This is a genomic window from Acinetobacter sp. YH12040 (genome assembly GCF_013420005.1).
Lineage (GTDB): Bacteria > Pseudomonadota > Gammaproteobacteria > Pseudomonadales > Moraxellaceae > Acinetobacter > Acinetobacter amyesii.
In genome coordinates this window covers 49,900-67,028 of sequence record NZ_VOZB01000010.1, presented here as the reverse complement: position 1 = coordinate 67,028, position 17,129 = coordinate 49,900, and the positions used below count along the sequence as shown (strand labels likewise).

At 40.3% G+C, this 17,129-nt stretch carries 18 protein-coding genes; 10 read left to right on the top strand and 8 right to left on the bottom strand.

What is annotated here, in order from left to right:
- Window positions 1-56: 56 nt before the first annotated feature.
- The 5 genes from minE to FTT99_RS12095 form a co-directional block, all read right to left on the bottom strand.
- Complete coding sequence (gene minE / locus FTT99_RS12115; protein ID WP_078190039.1) at window positions 57-329, bottom strand: cell division topological specificity factor MinE; 273 nt, start codon at window positions 327-329, stop codon at window positions 57-59.
- 2 nt (window positions 330-331) lie between these two features.
- A complete protein-coding gene (minD, locus tag FTT99_RS12110; RefSeq protein WP_067670152.1) occupies window positions 332-1,144 on the bottom strand; it encodes a septum site-determining protein MinD in 813 nt (270 codons plus the stop codon).
- 65 nt (window positions 1,145-1,209) lie between these two features.
- Window positions 1,210-1,929, bottom strand: coding sequence for a septum site-determining protein MinC (gene minC / locus FTT99_RS12105; RefSeq protein WP_078193110.1), 720 nt, complete (start codon window positions 1,927-1,929; stop codon window positions 1,210-1,212).
- Between the two features lie 125 nt (window positions 1,930-2,054).
- Window positions 2,055-3,119, bottom strand: a complete 1,065-nt coding sequence (locus FTT99_RS12100) for a preprotein translocase subunit SecA (protein ID WP_373684556.1) — start codon at window positions 3,117-3,119, stop codon at window positions 2,055-2,057.
- Window positions 3,120-3,134: 15 nt separating this feature from the next.
- Window positions 3,135-4,058: an acyltransferase gene (locus FTT99_RS12095; protein WP_180129868.1), complete on the bottom strand. Its 924-nt coding sequence runs from the start codon at window positions 4,056-4,058 to the stop codon at window positions 3,135-3,137.
- 247 nt (window positions 4,059-4,305) lie between these two features.
- Between FTT99_RS12095 and FTT99_RS12090 the strand changes: the two genes are divergently transcribed.
- From FTT99_RS12090 to FTT99_RS12050, 9 genes are all read left to right on the top strand, one after another.
- A complete protein-coding gene (locus tag FTT99_RS12090; protein ID WP_168379081.1) occupies window positions 4,306-4,938 on the top strand; it encodes an OmpA family protein in 633 nt (210 codons plus the stop codon).
- Window positions 4,939-5,075: 137 nt separating this feature from the next.
- The gene (locus FTT99_RS12085) at window positions 5,076-7,115 is read left to right on the top strand and encodes a UvrD-helicase domain-containing protein (RefSeq protein WP_078193107.1); all 2,040 of its coding nucleotides are present in this window, start codon (window positions 5,076-5,078) and stop codon (window positions 7,113-7,115) included.
- A gap of 64 nt (window positions 7,116-7,179) precedes the next feature.
- A complete protein-coding gene (gene dut, locus FTT99_RS12080; protein WP_111885270.1) occupies window positions 7,180-7,632 on the top strand; it encodes a dUTP diphosphatase in 453 nt (150 codons plus the stop codon).
- 562 nt (window positions 7,633-8,194) lie between these two features.
- On the top strand, window positions 8,195-9,619 hold the full coding sequence (locus FTT99_RS12075) for a phosphomannomutase/phosphoglucomutase (protein ID WP_180129866.1): 1,425 nt from the start codon (window positions 8,195-8,197) through the stop codon (window positions 9,617-9,619).
- Between the two features lie 10 nt (window positions 9,620-9,629).
- Window positions 9,630-10,538 carry an acetylglutamate kinase gene (gene argB, locus FTT99_RS12070; protein ID WP_078190033.1) on the top strand — a complete coding sequence of 303 codons (909 nt, stop codon included), beginning with the start codon at window positions 9,630-9,632 and terminating at the stop codon, window positions 10,536-10,538.
- A gap of 209 nt (window positions 10,539-10,747) precedes the next feature.
- Window positions 10,748-11,596 carry a class II glutamine amidotransferase gene (locus tag FTT99_RS12065; protein WP_111885279.1) on the top strand — a complete coding sequence of 283 codons (849 nt, stop codon included), beginning with the start codon at window positions 10,748-10,750 and terminating at the stop codon, window positions 11,594-11,596.
- Window positions 11,597-11,859: 263 nt separating this feature from the next.
- A complete protein-coding gene (locus FTT99_RS12060) occupies window positions 11,860-12,315 on the top strand; it encodes a bacteriohemerythrin (RefSeq protein ID WP_078190032.1) in 456 nt (151 codons plus the stop codon).
- A 142-nt stretch (window positions 12,316-12,457) separates the two neighbouring features.
- A complete protein-coding gene (locus FTT99_RS12055; protein WP_180129863.1) occupies window positions 12,458-13,540 on the top strand; it encodes a hypothetical protein in 1,083 nt (360 codons plus the stop codon).
- A complete protein-coding gene (locus tag FTT99_RS12050) occupies window positions 13,540-13,866 on the top strand; it encodes an RnfH family protein (protein WP_180077386.1) in 327 nt (108 codons plus the stop codon). The genes FTT99_RS12055 and FTT99_RS12050 overlap by 1 nt, the downstream gene beginning before the upstream one ends.
- Before the next feature lie 43 nt (window positions 13,867-13,909).
- Here FTT99_RS12050 and FTT99_RS12045 read toward each other — a convergent pair whose 3' ends face one another.
- Window positions 13,910-14,308: an outer membrane protein assembly factor BamE gene (locus FTT99_RS12045; protein WP_078193102.1), complete on the bottom strand. Its 399-nt coding sequence runs from the start codon at window positions 14,306-14,308 to the stop codon at window positions 13,910-13,912.
- A gap of 112 nt (window positions 14,309-14,420) precedes the next feature.
- On the opposite strand from FTT99_RS12045, the gene fur reads away from it, so the two are divergent.
- Window positions 14,421-14,858, top strand: a complete 438-nt coding sequence (gene fur, locus FTT99_RS12040; RefSeq protein WP_078193101.1) for a ferric iron uptake transcriptional regulator — start codon at window positions 14,421-14,423, stop codon at window positions 14,856-14,858.
- 78 nt (window positions 14,859-14,936) lie between these two features.
- Here fur and FTT99_RS12035 read toward each other — a convergent pair whose 3' ends face one another.
- Both FTT99_RS12035 and FTT99_RS12030 read right to left on the bottom strand, forming a co-directional pair.
- Complete coding sequence (locus FTT99_RS12035) at window positions 14,937-16,058, bottom strand: PilT/PilU family type 4a pilus ATPase (RefSeq protein WP_168379063.1); 1,122 nt, start codon at window positions 16,056-16,058, stop codon at window positions 14,937-14,939.
- A 27-nt stretch (window positions 16,059-16,085) separates the two neighbouring features.
- Window positions 16,086-17,123, bottom strand: coding sequence for a type IV pilus twitching motility protein PilT (locus FTT99_RS12030; protein WP_078190026.1), 1,038 nt, complete (start codon window positions 17,121-17,123; stop codon window positions 16,086-16,088).
- Window positions 17,124-17,129 lie beyond the last annotated feature (6 nt).

Sequence of the window (17,129 nt, the reverse complement as noted above, 5' to 3'; positions counted from 1 at the left end):
TGATCCAGCCTCACATTTTGCCTTGATTCAATTTACTTGGCTAATCAGAATTCAGATTAACGTTCTTCAGGCAAATTGATATTCATTTCAAGCATTTCAATATTCGCTTCAGAACGAACAGACATTTGAATATGTTGCTCATCTACACCACGAACATAGCGGTTTACTACTTGCATGATTTCTTTTTTCATCATGTCAATCTTGTCTTGGCTGAGGCGTTTACCTAAACCATTTTCAGATGCCACGATGACTTTTAAACGGTCTTTTGCTGTTTGTGCGCTTGAGGGTTTCTCGTCGCTGCTAAAAAGTTTGCTCCAAAATCCTGCCATGATTACGCTCCAAATAGACGTGCTAACCAACCCTTAGGTTTTACCGTAATGTGACGGTAAGGGCGCTCTTCACCAAGGAAACGTGCAACAAGGTCATCATACGCTTGGCCAGCCGCTTCTTCTGTAAACAGAATCACTGGTTTACCTTCGTTTGATGCTTGTAGAACGCTTTTACATTCAGGAATAACACCTAAAGTCGGTACGCGTAAAATATCTTTTGAAATGTCATCAATCGTCAACATCTCTTGTTTATCCGCACGTTCTGGATTGAAACGTGTAATACAGAGATGCTTACGGATACGACCTTCGTTTTGTTCTACTTTTTTGGTTTTGCTGTCGAGCATACCAATAATACGGTCAGAGTCACGTACCGAAGAAATTTCTGGGTTCGTCACAATGATCGCTTCATCAGCATGATACATTGCTAAAATTGCACCACGTTCGATACCCGCAGGTGAGTCACAAATAATGTAATCGAACTCTTGAGAAAGTTCGTCCATTACACGAGCTACACCTTCATCTGTTAACGCGTCTTTATCACGTGTTTGAGATGCTGGCAAAATGTAGAGATTTTCAATATCTTTATCGCGAATAAGCGCTTGTTGTAATCGAGCTTCGTTATTCAATACGTTTACAAAGTCATATACAACGCGACGTTCACAGCCCATGATCAAGTCAAGGTTACGTAAACCCACATCAAAGTCGATCACAACAGTTTTGTGGCCGCGAAGGGCTAAACCTGTTGCAAAAGATGCGCTTGTAGTTGTTTTACCTACGCCACCTTTACCTGATGTTACGACAACAATTTTCGCCACCGAATCCACTCCTGTTATGGTTTAAATCCCCTTTTTTAATTAGGGGTTTGGTGATTATTTATACATTAAAATTGCAAAGCTTCAAATACTAGCTCTTGCTGGTCATTCAAATAAATGTGTACTGGCTGTTTGACCACATGAGGTGGAATGTCATCAGCGACACAGTAAGTCCCTGCAATTGAAACCAATTCAGCTTCTAATGAATGGCAGAAAATACGTGCAGCCGTGTTCCCACCAGCTCCGGCAATGACTCTACCACGAGCACTACCATAAATATGTATATTTCCTGAAGCAATTACTTCTGAACCGCTATTAATACCAGCATTAATAATGATATCGCCATGGTCTTGGACTAAACATTGACCTGTACGCAAGATTTCATTGTGATACGACGTAGCATGACGAATGGTCGGTACTTCGACTGCAGCAATTTTATCTTCGGTTTTTTCTTCTGCAGGCGCGGGTTCTTCAACCACTTGTTCGCGTGTCGGTTTAACTTGTTGTAGTTTGCGATCCGCAGGAACTACGGGAAATTGGATAGCACGTGCTTGGTCCGATAGCGGACCTTCAGTGACACCAATCGGTTGAATTTCAATACTAATAAGTAGTTGAATCAGTGCAATTAGTTCTTGATCAACCGTACTTTCAATCACGGCTAATGTTCCGGGTGGAAAAGCCTTTTGGAACATTGGAGTAAGTTGCTGGCGGATCGCATCATGATCATTGGTATCGAGGTGAATGCGAATCGCATTGACCATTTTGCCTTTTATCCGTATATCAGCCATATTGAATCCTTGAGACTTCTAACTATTACTTTTGTGCCGAAGTAGTTATGTTGTAAATAGAGCAAATCCTAGAACAATTTGCATGAATACTCTAGCGGAGTTCGCAATTATTTTTGACTAAGTGTTTATTCTGTAGCTTGGTCCTGTTCCTGCATAATCTGCTGCCACTGTTTTACTTTCACTTGCTTACGAATAGCTTCTAGACTTTCAAAAACCGCAGAGCGAACCAACTCATCCAGCTGGGCATTATTTTCGATTTCAATACGGCTAACACGCTGTGAAATGTCTAAATATAGATTGGGTTTCTGAGCCGTCGATGTATTGGGATAAGCCAACGGGGAAATTAAACCTTGGGTAATATTTTCACCCAAACGTTGCCCGATACTTTGAATCTGCTGTTCAATGCGGCTGCCAACGATTGGCACTAAGCGCAATAGCTGCGTGAGTTCTGGGGTGTCTTCGATGGCCTGACTGACGATTTGTCCGACATTTTGGGCGATCAATTCACGTTCAGCACGGAGTTCTTTGCTTAAATTTTCTTGCAAAATTTCGGCCAAGACTTGGGTAAATAATTCGCGGTGATGCTGAACGACATTGCTAATCAAATCTTTATGTGTGGTACTGGTGTTTAACTCATGTCTAACTCCATCGAGTACGGTGAGTACCACTCGATCAGACAATTCTTCCATCACCACACGATAATAAAACAAAGCTTTCTTTTGCCATGCCGATGGCACAATCTGATAACCCATTTCATAAAGTCGATAGGCAATCACGCCCGCGCGAAATAAACGCAGGAAACGTAAATGCGGCACAATAGCTAAAATTTCGTACCAATGTATAAACGGGAAGAAGAACCAGCGCTGATGGTGCTTGTTGATGATGGCAATCGCCCAGCGCACCAACAATTCTACAATCAAAAAGATAATGAACCACGCTTCGGTGGTAATCACCCACGGATGCAAATGTTCACGGTAAAAACTCAGCACATCGGGCAGGTGGATACTGTTAAAGAACCAACTGCCAAGATTGCTCATGAGGAAAAAGTTCATGCACAGGCAGAACAAGTTAAAAACAATAATAAACACCATGAATATGTCATAAATTAAAAACAGTTTGAATGACCAACTGTTTGGATTGACATGATGATATTTAGATTTCTTGTTTTGCGGCATGCTGTTCTGCGACATAAAACTTCTTCTTAATTATTCAGTAACTGAGTATTTAGCTTTCATACGAGTAATGAGTTGGTCTTTCTCCGTCCACAGCTCATCTACCCAATGCTGAAATTTTTCACGGAATTCTGCATCATCTTCATAGTTGCCGCCATGCACCCACGTTGGAATTTCAATTTTACGTAAATCCACGGCGATACGTGGAACTTCACCGAGCCAAAATTCGCCATAAGCTGGTGCACCATTTGGATAGACGATGGTCATATCTACGAGAGCATCAACTTGATCCCCTAAAATATTGAGTGCTAGTGCTAAACCACCCGCTTTCGGCTTAAGAAGGTTTTGATACGGTGATTGCTGCTGCGCATGTTTTTCAGGGGTAAAGCGAGTGCCTTCCAAATAGTTCAGCAGGGTAAAAGGCTGGCTCAATAACTGTTCACAAGATTTACGCGCTTCTTCCATATCTCGATATTTAAGTTCAGGATTTTTCGCGATTTGTTTTTTGCTGTGTCGTTTCATCATTGGAAAGCCTAAAATTTTAAAAGCTTGTCCAACAAATGGAATGAAAATGAGTTCCCATTTGGTGAAGAAACGCGTCAGTGGCATACGGGTTAAACCAAAATATTGGTTAACTGTTGTATCGACCCAACTCTGATGGTTACAGGTCATGAGATAGCGACCCTGCAAATTTAAGTCGAGGCCTTCATCGATGGTGATATCCCATTTTGTGTTGGGTAAAACGTGATCAATTAACCAGTTATTAACCATGAGCCAACTGTTGGTAATTTTTATGTTGGTTTCATCAACCTTTTTTGATTTTTTAAAGAGTTTGGTTAGACCAAGGGCTAGTACAGGAGGACCATGGAAAAAAGTACTGCCTGTCATAACTGAACCGACGGTAAGTCCTTTGCTAATTTTTTTTAGTGTCGGTTGCTTATTTGTTTGAGATGACATATAAAAAGTCCTAGCGGAAATTGTCCAAATAATGATTTATTCTAATAAATATAGTTCGAGTTGATTAAATAAAAAAGGGCATCTGCAGAACTGTGAAGAAATTGTGATGGAATTAACAAATAAATCTCGTATTCATATTACAAATTGTAACTAAACGTTTTATTATTAACAAAAAATCAATGGTTCAGCCATTTGTTTTACTTCATCATTTCAACCATACAACAAAACACAAAGAAGGAGGCATGCAATGCGTGCACTAGTAATTTCGGCAGTAGTTGGGGCAATGGCACTTACTGGTTGTCAAAACATGGAATATGACAAAGCAGCAATCGGTACTGGTCTAGGTGCTCTTTTAGGCGCTGGTATTGCTTATTCTAATGCTGATAAAGACAAAATGGGTCAAGCAGCTGCAATTGGTGCTGTAGTTGGTGGTGGTGCAGGTCTTCTTCTTGATAAGAAAGAAAAACGTCTTAAACAAGAATTGGCTGGTACTGGTGTTGACGTAGGTCGTAATCCAGATGGTTCGATCAACCTTGTTATGCCATCAGTAACTTTCGCAACTAACTCTTCAACTATTCAATCTCAGTTCCAATCTGCGTTGAATGATGTTGCTAAAGTATTGCGTGAAGACGGTACTGCAAACAAACTTGCAATCGTTGTACACGGTCACACAGATAACACAGGTTCTGATGCGATCAACAACCCACTTTCTCAAAACCGTGCAAACTCAGTGAAAAACTACCTAGCGTCTCAAGGTATTTCTTCAACTCGTATTACTGCACGTGGTTACGGTTCAACTTCTCCAGTAGCGGATAACTCAACTGCTGCAGGTCGTGAACAAAACCGTCGCGTAGAAATCTCAGTTTACGAAACTAAATAAGTTTTAGTTCGAAACGAAAGGCCACCCTCGGGTGGCTTTTTTTATGGCATTTTTAATGACCGATAAAATACATTTTGCATTAGGCAAGATCGTTTCAGATGACTATAATCATCCTCGAATTAATAAGAGGAAAGACTATGTCACTGGCAAGTCAGTTGAACGACAAGCAACTTGAAGCAATGAAATACACTCAAGGACCCTTGTTAGTACTTGCAGGGGCAGGTTCAGGCAAAACATCGGTGATTACCCGTAAAATTGCCTATTTGGTGAAGCATTGTGGTATTCCTGCGCACCGTATCACCGCGATGACCTTTACCAACAAAGCTGCGCGTGAAATGAAAGAGCGTGTGACGAAGCTGATGAGCCGTGAAGAGGCAAAAGGGCTGTCGGTTTCTACATTCCATAACTTCGGGCTAAACATGCTCCGTTTGGAATTAAAAAATACACCACTGAAAAATAACTTTTCAATTTTAGATGCAGATGACTGCAAACGCATTTTGATGGACTTAATGCATCGCGACAATTTATCCGGTGCAGAAAGTAAAGAGCTGATTGCCAAAGCCATGAAAATGATTTCAGATTGGAAAAACGATCTGATTCCACCTGAGCAAGCGCATACCACCTGTGAAACAGCAGAAGACGTTCAGTTTGCACATCTGTATCAACTGTATGAGCGTAATTTACGTGCCTACAATGCTGTGGATTTTGATGATTTGATTGTCATGCCGACGCGCTTATTACAAGAAAATGCAGAAGTGCGCGATCGTTGGCAGAATCGAATCCGCTATTTATTGGTCGACGAATATCAAGATACCAACACCGCGCAATATATTTTGGTGAAATTACTCGTGGGTGTCATGGGACAGTTCACCGCGGTAGGTGATGATGACCAATCGATTTATGCATGGCGTGGTGCTAAGCCTGAGAATATGGCTTTATTGAAGGAAGATTTCCGTAATCTGAAAGTGATTAAGCTTGAGCAAAACTATCGCTCGACCAGTCGTATTTTAAAAGCTGCCAATACAGTTATTGGCAATAACCCACATATTTTCGATAAAAAGCTTTGGTCAGATAAAGGCCATGGTGAAGTGATCCGCGTGATTACTTGTCGTAATGACGATGATGAATCAGAACGCGTCGTAAAAGACTTAATTACACACAAGCTGATGAACGGTAAAAATTGGAAAGACTACGCCATTTTATACCGTGGTAATTTCCAAGCACGTGCTTTGGAGACACAGCTACGCCAAATGCAGATCCCGTATAAATTATCGGGTGGTCAGTCTTTCTTCGCTCGTGCTGAAATTAAGGACTTGATGAGCTACTTGCGTCTGATCATTAACCCTGAAGATGACAGCGCATTCTTACGAATTATCAATACACCAAAACGTGCGATTGGTCCTGTGACTTTGGAAAAGCTTGGTCTATTTGCGCAGGAAAGTAATTTGTCTTTGCTCAGTGCAGCAGGGGATCAGCGCTTGAGCATGGCGATTCCGAAAAAAGCTACAACCCAATTGGCTGAATTTGCAGACTTTATTTCGACCTTTACCCGTGAATTATTAGAAGATGATGAGCCTGTTCCCATTATTCGTCGCATGATGATTGAAGCAGGTTATATCGACTATGTTAAAGAGTCTGCTGCTACTCCTGCGCAGGAAAAAACCAAACTGGATAATATTGAAGTGCTATATAGCAGTATTCAAAGTTTGATAAACCGCGCTGAAGATGTAGATGAAAAGAACATTGAAAGTGTGATTCGTAAAATGGTGCTGCTCGATATGTTAGAACAGCAACAAGAAGAAGAAGACACCGATAAAGTCAATTTGTTAACACTTCATGCGTCGAAAGGTCTGGAATTTCCATTCGTTTATTTGATTGGTCTGGAAGAAGAAATTCTACCGCATAAAAACTCCATTGCTGCCGACACGGTTGAGGAAGAACGTCGACTGATGTATGTGGGGATTACTCGTGCACGTCAAGGTTTAACCATGACTCTTGCAGAGCAGCGTAAAGCCGGTGGTCAAATGCGACAAATGACACCAAGCCGTTTCTTGGACGAACTGCCACAAGATGAATTGGAGTGGTTAGGGCGCAAGAAAAAGCTGGCAGGGGATATCGATCCTAAACAGCAAGCACAGCATTATTTAGAAAATTTACGCGCGCTGATTAAGCGTTAAAGCTTAATGCGTAGAATATTTTATTTATTTTTTGAAATTCGTTTTATTGAAACAGGAATGAACCATGAAAGTTCAAGTTAAAGTTCTCGACACACGTTTAGGTACGGAATGGCCAATGCCAACTTATGCCACAGCAGGTTCGGCAGGTCTTGATCTCCGTGCATGTGTAGAAGAAACCACCGTAATTGAACCGGGTCAAACTGTTCTGGTAAAAACAGGCCTATCGATTTATATCGAAGACACTAACTTTGCAGGTTTAATTCTGCCACGTTCAGGCTTAGGTCATAAACACGGAATCGTGTTGGGTAACTTGGTCGGTTTGATTGATTCAGACTACCAAGGTGAATTGATGGTATCTGTTTGGAACCGTAGCCAAACGGCATTTAGCCTAGAGCCGGGTGAGCGTTTAGCACAATATGTTTTAGTGCCAGTTGTACAAGCTCAGTTTGATATTGTGGATGAGTTTGAAGCCACTGAACGAGGAGCAGGCGGTTTTGGTCATACAGGTAAAAACTAATCAGCGCAAGACTTTTGCTCCAGTGTGTTGACAAGTAAATGCCTAAAATCACGTAGCGAATAAAAAACCATCCTCGTGATGGTTTTTATTTATATCATTTTATTTAAATTTTTATTTATTCAAATTCAAATCTATATTTAGAGTATTTTGGATCTTATCAGGATTTTTAATTCTGATGAGTTTACTTGGTTTATATTTTAGGGGTGAGGGTAAAGAATAATTAGAATTTTGTGTATTGGTTTAAATTTGATCGATTTACTATATTTATACACATTTGAATAAATAATCAAAAATATTTGAAAAGTAAAATATTTAAGACTGAATGATAATTTGATATTTTTATTAATGTAAAATATTGATTTTATTTTAAAAATAAATTATTGGATAAATGTGAGTGTAATTTTTAGATCAGTATTTAAATATTATTAATTGATTGTTAATTAAATTTGTTATAAAAAAAGCTACACTTTTTTTCAGGATTTTATCCTTTAATTAAAAGCTTAAATTCTCAATAGAATTTTAGATTTTTTAATTAATAAAGATGTAATTAGAAGAACATAGTATGGGTTCACTGTTTAGTCACTTTCCGCAACATATTTTTCGTGCATATGACATTCGCGGGAAAATATCGCTCTTAAATGCTGATTTAGTTCAGTCAATTGCTTGTGGCTTAGTCAAACAATATTTAGATGTAGGGCAAAAGAGACTTGCTATTGGCTATGATGCGCGTTTAACCAGTCCAACCTATGCAAAAATAATTCAAAAAGTCTGCCATGAGGCTGGCCTTGAAGCGGAAATTATTGGCTGCTGCTCAAGCCCGATGTTGTATTTTATTGCGGGACAATTTCAAGGCAATGGCATTATGGTGACGGCGAGCCATAATCCTAAATCAGATAATGGTATCAAGTGGATTATCAAAGGTGAGCCACCTTGTCCGGAGATGATTCAACACGTTGCAGTCGAAGCACGAAATTGTTTTTCATCGGAACGTGTGCATTTGATGACTGAACTTGAGCCACACGAAATCAAGCCTGAATATTGTTTGGCCTATCAGAAATTTATTTTAGATGACATACATTTACAGCAACCACTTAAAGTTGTGATCGATGGCATGCATGGTTCAGCTGGGCATTGTGCAGCCTTATTATTAAATAAATTAGGCTGTGAAGTTTTGGCATTACGTTGCCAAGCTGATGGACATTTCCCTGATCATGCTCCAGATCCATCACAGCTCAAACATTTAACTCACCTTCGCCAAGCTATAAAGCAACAACAAGCCGATATTGGCATTGCTTTAGATGGTGATGGTGATCGTTTAGTGCTGATTGATGAATCTGGCAAAGTGGTTTCTGCAGATCGATTATTATGTTTATTTGCTGAAATTTGTTTGACTCAAAAACCACATGCAGAAGTGGTATTTGATGTGAAATGTTCAACAATGATTCGGGATACCGTGTCTGATCTAGATGCGCAGCCTGTCATGATTCGAACGGGCAGTAGTTTCTTGCGAAAGTATATTTCCCAATCTAAAGGCAAAGCGGTTTTTGGTGGTGAATACGCAGGGCATTATGTTTTTAATGACGGTCGTGGTGGTGGCTATGACGATGGTCTATATGCTGCCTTAAGGGTCTTAGAATATATTCAAGCTCAGGGGCTGACATTGTCACAAGCTTTGGCGAAATATCCAGAGCGCTTTAGTACCGAAGATTTATATGTCAGTACACATCAGCATGATCCAGCGGAAGTTTTAAAGCTGGTTGAAGCCAATTCTGCGCGAATTCCGGCACAAATCAGTAAAATTGATGGAATACGCCTTGATTTTGATGATGGATTTGGCATCATTCGAGCATCGAATACAGGTGAGTATTTCACTTTACGCTTTGATGCCAATTCATCAGCACGCTTAAAAGAAATACGAGATCTGTTTGTTTCTATGTTAGTTGAGCACTATCCAGACATTGCTCATGACATTCCAGATGCTCAATAAGGAGAGGCAAATGCCACATCAACATACTGGCATCGACAAAGCACAAATCCTGACGGAAGCTTTGCCGTATATTCAACGTTTTGCGGGTAAGACGCTGGTAGTGAAGTATGGTGGTAATGCCATGACCGATCCTGAGCTTGAGAGTTCATTTGCACGTGATATCGTATTGCTGAAAACGGTTGGTCTAAATCCGATTGTGGTACATGGCGGTGGTCCACAAGTGGATTCATTCCTCAAACAATTAGGCCGTGAGTCTGATCGTATCGACGGTATGCGCGTGACTGATCCTGCAACGATGGAAGTTGTCGAGATGGTCTTGGGCGGCAGCGTGAACAAATCGATTGTGAACTTAATCAATAAACACGGTGGCCGTGCAATTGGTTTAACGGGTAAAGATGGTAATTTGATCCGTGCGCAAAAATTATTGATGGAAAAAACTGCCGAAGATGGTTCAGTAAAACAGATTGATTTAGGTCTAGTTGGCGAAGTGGTTGGTGTGAAAACTGACGTACTTGAAATGTTTACCCAAAGCGATTTTATTCCTGTGATTGCACCATTAGGTGTAGACGAAGACGGCAACACCTATAACATCAATGCTGACTTAGTTGCAGGTAAAGTGGCTGAAGCATTGGGTGCGGAAAAGCTAATTCTTTTGACCAATATCACGGGTGTTTTAGACGAAAATAAAAATCTGCTGACTGGGTTAACCACCCAAGAAGTCGATCGTTTGATTGAAACTGGCGTGATCTATGGCGGCATGATTCCGAAAGTTGGCTGTGCATTAGATGCAGTCAAAGGCGGCGTAATCAGCGCGCATATCGTTGATGGTCGTGTACCTCATGCAACATTACTTGAAATCTTTACAGATCATGGTGTGGGGACTTTAATCACCAATCGAACCAATGTGAAAAAAGCTTAAGATACTTAGCATTTTTTGATATAAAAAAGCCTCTTTTGAGGCTTTTTTATTATTTATCAGTTGGCTAAGTGACATTTGAAAAGATCAAATAATGTATTTGCCCTGTTGGATTATAAAAACTCTTACAATGGCGCCGATTTTAGATTTACAACAACTAAAACTGTCATGCACAATAGAGAAATCATAGATTTACTGCTGAAATGATCGATATGTGCCAGCTGCTCGGAATGAATTGTGCGACTCCTACCGATATTACTTTTTCGTTTCGGGGATTTTCGCAGCGAGCAGGAATTACCTCAGATCATTGTGATGGCTTTGGTATCGCTTTTTTTGAAGATAAAGCATGTCGTTTATTTGTCGACAATCAATCTGCTGTAGAGTCTCCGATTGCTGAGCTGATCCGAAACTACCCGATTAAATCTCGCAATGTGATTGCACACATTCGTAAAGCGACGCAAGGCAAAATTAATCTTGAAAACTCACATCCATTTAGTCGTGAATTGTGGGGCAGACAGTGGATTTTTGCGCATAATGGCGACCTGCATGGCTTTCAGCCTGAGCTCACAGGGCGCTTCAGCCCCGTCGGCAATACCGACAGTGAATTGGCCTTTTGCTATTTGCTCGAGCAAATGGTGAAACGTTTTGGTTATACCGAACCTACACTCGATCAGGTGTTTGATCTGTTATTAGAAATTTCTCCGAAAATTGCAGAACATGGCACCTTTAATTTTTGTTTGTCGAATGGGCAGGCGCTATTTAGTTATGCGATTACCAAGCTGCATTGGTTGGTTCGAGAGTTCCCATTTCAACCTGCACAGTTGATTGATATTGATGTTGAAGTCGATTTTAGTGAAGTCACCACGCCTGAAGACCGTGTTGCCGTGATTACCACTGAACCCCTAACGCAAAACGAAGTTTGGACAGCATTTGAGCCGGGTGAAATGATTTTATTTCAACATGGTCGTCCGATACGTGCTGCAAAGACGGTTGTTGAACGTTTAGAACGTGAGCGGCTGGACCCATCTTTAAAACGTGTCACACGTGCAGATCAGTATTAATTTTGAATGAAAGATATTCATTATAAAAATGAATATCTTACATTTTATTGAATTAAGGGTGTTTTCTAAGATATTGAATTGATTAAAAAATATCTTAGCTTTATACTCGGGATTAAATAAATTAACATAATAAAAACAATTGATTACAATATAAATGGCAGTATTTCAATTAAAACCAACCTTTTTACTTCATTTTTATTTAAGTTCTTTAATTATATGATGAAATTTACGTGATAAGTCCTTCATATTTATAGGTGGTCGTAATGAAAATGAAATGGGTTCCAGAATACAATACTGGTATCGATGTGATTGACGATCAACACAAACGGATTCTTGACTACATCAATGAAATTGATGGCATTGACGCAAATACAGATCGTGATCGTGTAAAACAAATTCTGGAAAACATTATTGATTACACGCAATCACATTTTACCTTCGAAGAATCTTTACAAGAAGAAGCGGGTTATAAATATCGTGTGCCACATAAACGCGTACATGATTTATTTATTAAAAAAATTGAATCTTACCGCGACCGTTTTGAAATGGGGCATGCGATTGAAAATGAATTACATGAAGTGCTTTCAAAATGGCTGATTAACCATATTCAGCACGATGATGCTGATTATGTCGGTGCGGTTAAAGAAAATATGATGGGTATCATCAAAGAAAAAGAAAAGAAAAAAGGCAAAAATTGGTTTGCACGTTTCTTTTCATAACCTCAAAAAATGAAATAAAAACAATTAAACTCTAATAATATTATTTGCGCAGCAAATCACCTTTAAGGTGATTTGCTTTTTGTTTTTGATTTTCAAGGCACAGCAAGGCAAAATAGCGCTAGAATTTTCAAAGGAATTTGTCATGCAGGACAATGCGATGTCGAAATGGTTATCGCCACTGATGGCGTTCTGTTTATCTTTTATCATTATTGCAACTTTAGCACCGGTAACAGGTATTCAAATTGAACGTCAGCTAGATTTCTGGCTGTTGTGGCTAGGTACAATGCTTATTTTAGCTTTACCGCTATGTTATTTGGAAATTGCTTTAGCAAAACGTTCAAAAATTACAGCAGTTCAAGCACTGTCTTCGCTAACACGTGATGCGGATGCTTCACCCAAATGGCGTATAGTCGGTTGGCTTGCCGTAGTATTTATTCCATTTTTAGCAGGTGCCATGCTTTCAGCCGCGTCGCAATATGTGGCAATTTTTACAGCTAATGGTTTTGCCTATAGCATTATTTTGGCTGTCTTTGCGGTCATTGCATTTGCATTGTCGTTTGTACCACGCCAATTTTTAGTGATTTTGACCGCTATTGGTGTGATTGCTGCAGTAGTCTTAGCGAATGTTATGGGAACGGCATTGCCAGAGTGGAAAATGACTGCGCTCGAATTTAGTGAGTGGGGCAATGCAACTGTTTTGGCGCTCGTAGCAAGTGGTTTGGGGATGGGCTTGTACTGGCAGTCAAGTTTGCCAGCCGTGAAGCAACAAGAGATTGCAAGCAAAACGGTATTTCCAATTTGGATCGCTCAACTTTTGGCAGTGGTTGCTTTTGCCTTTTTCGCAGCAAAAGCACAAGTACCTGCTTTAGCACTGGTTGTGGGTTTAGTCGCAGCTTCAGCATTGCTGATTCAAATGGCACGTGAACAATTACAACAACGCCAATTGGCCGTAGTGGTGCAATGGGCGATTTTATTGGTTGCGGTTTTTGTATGGGCACTGAGCAGTGTTGTTCCAGTATTTAATATTGCCTTGTTGATTTGGGGCTTAATTATTTGTCTGATTTATGCGATTTTCGCAGGTTGGATTATGAAGATTAGTCATCTACGTAAGTCAATGAACTTCAGTCATGAAACCTTTTATAATATTTGGCGTATTGCCGTACGTATCGTAGTGCCCTTGTCAATAATATTGGCATTGGTGGCTGTGATTGGGCAGTTATTCTAATGACAGCTCAGTTACAAGTATGGGTCGCTTATGCGAGCGTGGAACAGCAGATATTAATTCCGCTGAGCTTTAATCCCGGTATGACGGTTGAAGATGCTATTGTGCAAAGTGGCATTCGAAAACAAGTGGATTTACCAGAAGTATTAACACTAGGAATCTTCGGGGCGCGTGTAAGCGATTCATCTCAGTTACTTGAAGCAGGTGATCGCGTCGAAATCTATCGTGCATTAACCATTAATCCGAAAGATATTCGTCGTAATCGCGCCAAGAAAAATCCCGTCGGCCGTTATTGTCGAGGCAATCGTTTCAAGCAATTGTACTTATAAAAAAAACCCCTAAATTTAGGGGTTTATTTTTATCTTAAAGCGACTATAGTGGTGGCGCAGTTAAAATCGCTTCTTTAGAACCTGGTAAGCCCGGTTGAGACTCTGGAATGGTTTCTAAGCCTTCAATTTTTTGAACGATACCGTTTTGGTCAAAGAAGATTTTTAAGTGTTGACCATGTGCAGCAGGAATCTTGGCTTTTTTAGCATATGTTCCTGGGGTATACTTATAAATGTAGTCCCAACGTAACGGATTCATTGGATCGGCAACAGTTGGACTACCTAGCAAAAAGCGAACTTGTTGGTGGCTCATTCCCACTTGAATTTTAGCCGCTTGTGCTTGAGTTAAAGGTGTACCTTGTGGAATATCAACTTTATAAACGCCCAAGGTTGAACAGCCTACGAGCAATGAAGTGACGAATAACGTCAGCATGATTTTTTGCATTTTGCTAAACTATCCCAAATTAATTATGATGCATTTGATCCAAGGATAGATCATACTGCATCTACACTTTGTTGCATATTCCAACTTTAATTTTGTTGAGAGACCTTTTTTCATGCCTATTTCAAATCAAGATTTACGTAAAGCTGGACTTAAAGTTACACTTCCACGAATTAAAATATTGGAATTGCTTGAAAATTCAAGACAACATCACTTAAGCGCAGAAGATATTTATAAGACTTTACTTGAACAAGGTGAAGATGTGGGTTTAGCAACTGTGTATCGCGTGTTAACACAGTTTGAAGCTGCAGGTATTATTCAACGCCATCATTTTGAAAACAATCATTCTGTTTTTGAGATTATGCAAGAAGATCACCATGACCATATTGTGTGTCAAAACTGCAATAAAGTGGTGGAATTTACTAATGATGTGATTGAGCATGAGCAACATCAAGTGGCAGAAAAATTTGGTTTCCAACTTACAGGTCACTCATTAAATCTTTATGGCTATTGTGATGCGCCTGAATGCCAAGAAGCATATCGTAAAAAATAATCCAATGCGGATGAGAATGAATAAAAAACAGACTTCATATGAAGTCTGTTTTTTATTTCCGAAAGCGTTTAAGCAAAATTAATGTTGACCATCAAAGGTAATATTTGAATTTGCACGCAGTAAATGCTCACCGCCTTCTTCAGACAATTTAATTTGTAGACGCAGGTCGTTCGGTGAATCGGCATGTTTGAGCGCATCTTTGTAGCTAATTTGCTTGGCTTTATAAAGGTCATATAAAGCTTGGTCAAAGGTTTGCATACCCAGTTCACGAGAACGCTTCATCAGGTCTTTAATTTCGTGCACTTCACCCTTACGGATTAAATCTGAAATTAAAGGTGAGTTGATCAAAATCTCAATGGCAGCACGACGTGAATTACCATCAATGGTTGGAATCAATTGCTGCGCAACCATTGCTTTTAAATTCAAAGACAAGTCCATGAACAGCTGACTATGACGATCCGCTTCAAAGAAGTGAATGATACGGTCGATGGCCTGGTTGGCGTTGTTGGCATGCAGAGTAGCAAAAACCAAGTGACCCGTTTCAGCAAAGGCAATTGCATAGTCCATGGTTTCACGTGAACGAATCTCACCAATCAGAATCACGTCAGGTGCCTGACGTAGCGTATTCTTTAAGGCAACTTCGAAAGAGTCGGTATCAATACCCACTTCACGTTGGGTAATGATACAGCCTCGGTGTTGGTGTACAAATTCAATCGGGTCTTCAATCGTAATGATATGACCTTTGCTATTTTCATTACGATAGCCAATCAAAGATGCCAAAGAGGTTGATTTACCTGTACCCGTTGCACCTACGAAAATGATAATACCACGCTTGGTCATCGCTAATTCTTTTAAAATCGGCGGTAATTTCAACTCATCCATCGTTGGAATAACGGTTTCGATACGACGAAGCACCATGCCTGGCTGGTCACGTTGTTGAAAGGCGCTGACACGAAAACGAGCAGATTTACTGGTATTGCTAATGGCAAAGTTACATTCGCGCGTATCGGCAAATTCCTTACGCTGTTTGTCAGACATAATCGAATGTAAGATTTGACCGACAGTCGGGCCCGGTAACTTAGTCGAGCCAATTGGCAAAATTTGCCCATTGATCTTAATCGAGGGTTCAACATCGGCTGTAATAAACAAATCCGATGCTTTTTTCTCCACCATATAATCAAGTAAGCCGTTAAAATCCATAACGATCGCCCCAGAAAAATAAAAAAATTACAAGAAAGATTCGGGTTGTTTCGCTGCAGTCCGTGCAGTTTGCGTACTAATAATGCCTTTTGCGACAAGGTTTTTTAAGCTTTGATCGAGTGTGGTCATACCGTAGTTGGCACCGGTTTGAATCGCAGAATACATTTGTGCGACTTTGTTTTCACGAATCAAGTTACGGATCGCAGGAATACCAATCATAATTTCATGGGCAGCCACACGACCACCGCCATTTTTCTTGAGTAGGGTTTGTGAAATTACGGCTTGAAGTGATTCGGATAACATTGCACGAACCATATCTTTTTCTTCAGCAGGGAATACGTCAATCACACGGTCAATGGTTTTTGCGGCAGAGGTTGTATGTAGTGTACCGAAGACCAAGTGACCGGTTTCAGCAGCTGTCAGCGCCAAACGAATGGTTTCAAGGTCACGCATCTCACCGACTAAGATAATATCCGGGTCTTCACGCAGTGCGGAACGAAGTGCTTCGTTAAAGCCGTGCGTATCACGGTGTACTTCACGTTGGTTGACCAAGCATTTTTTTGATTCGTGTACAAATTCGATCGGGTCTTCGACCGTTAAAATATGGTCATAACGGTTGTCGTTAATGTAATCGACCATCGCAGCAAGCGTGGTAGATTTACCCGAACCCGTTGGACCAGTCACCAATACGATGCCACGTGGATATTCACAAATATCTTTGAAGATTTGGCCCATACCAAGATCTTCAATGGTTAGTACTTTTGAAGGAATGGTACGGAATACGGCACCAGCACCACGGTTTTGGTTAAATGCGTTCACACGGAAACGAGCCACGCCAGGTACTTCAAATGAAAAGTCAGTTTCTAATTTTTCTTCGTAATCACGACGCTGTTTATCGTTCATGATGTCGTAAACCAATTTGTGCACTTCTTTGTGTTCAAGAGCAGGAAGGTTGATACGACGAACTTCACCATCCACACGAATCATTGGTGGCATACCAGAAGATAAATGTAAATCCGAAGCGTTATTTTTGGCAGCAAAGGCCAATAGTTCTGTAATGTCCATAAAATC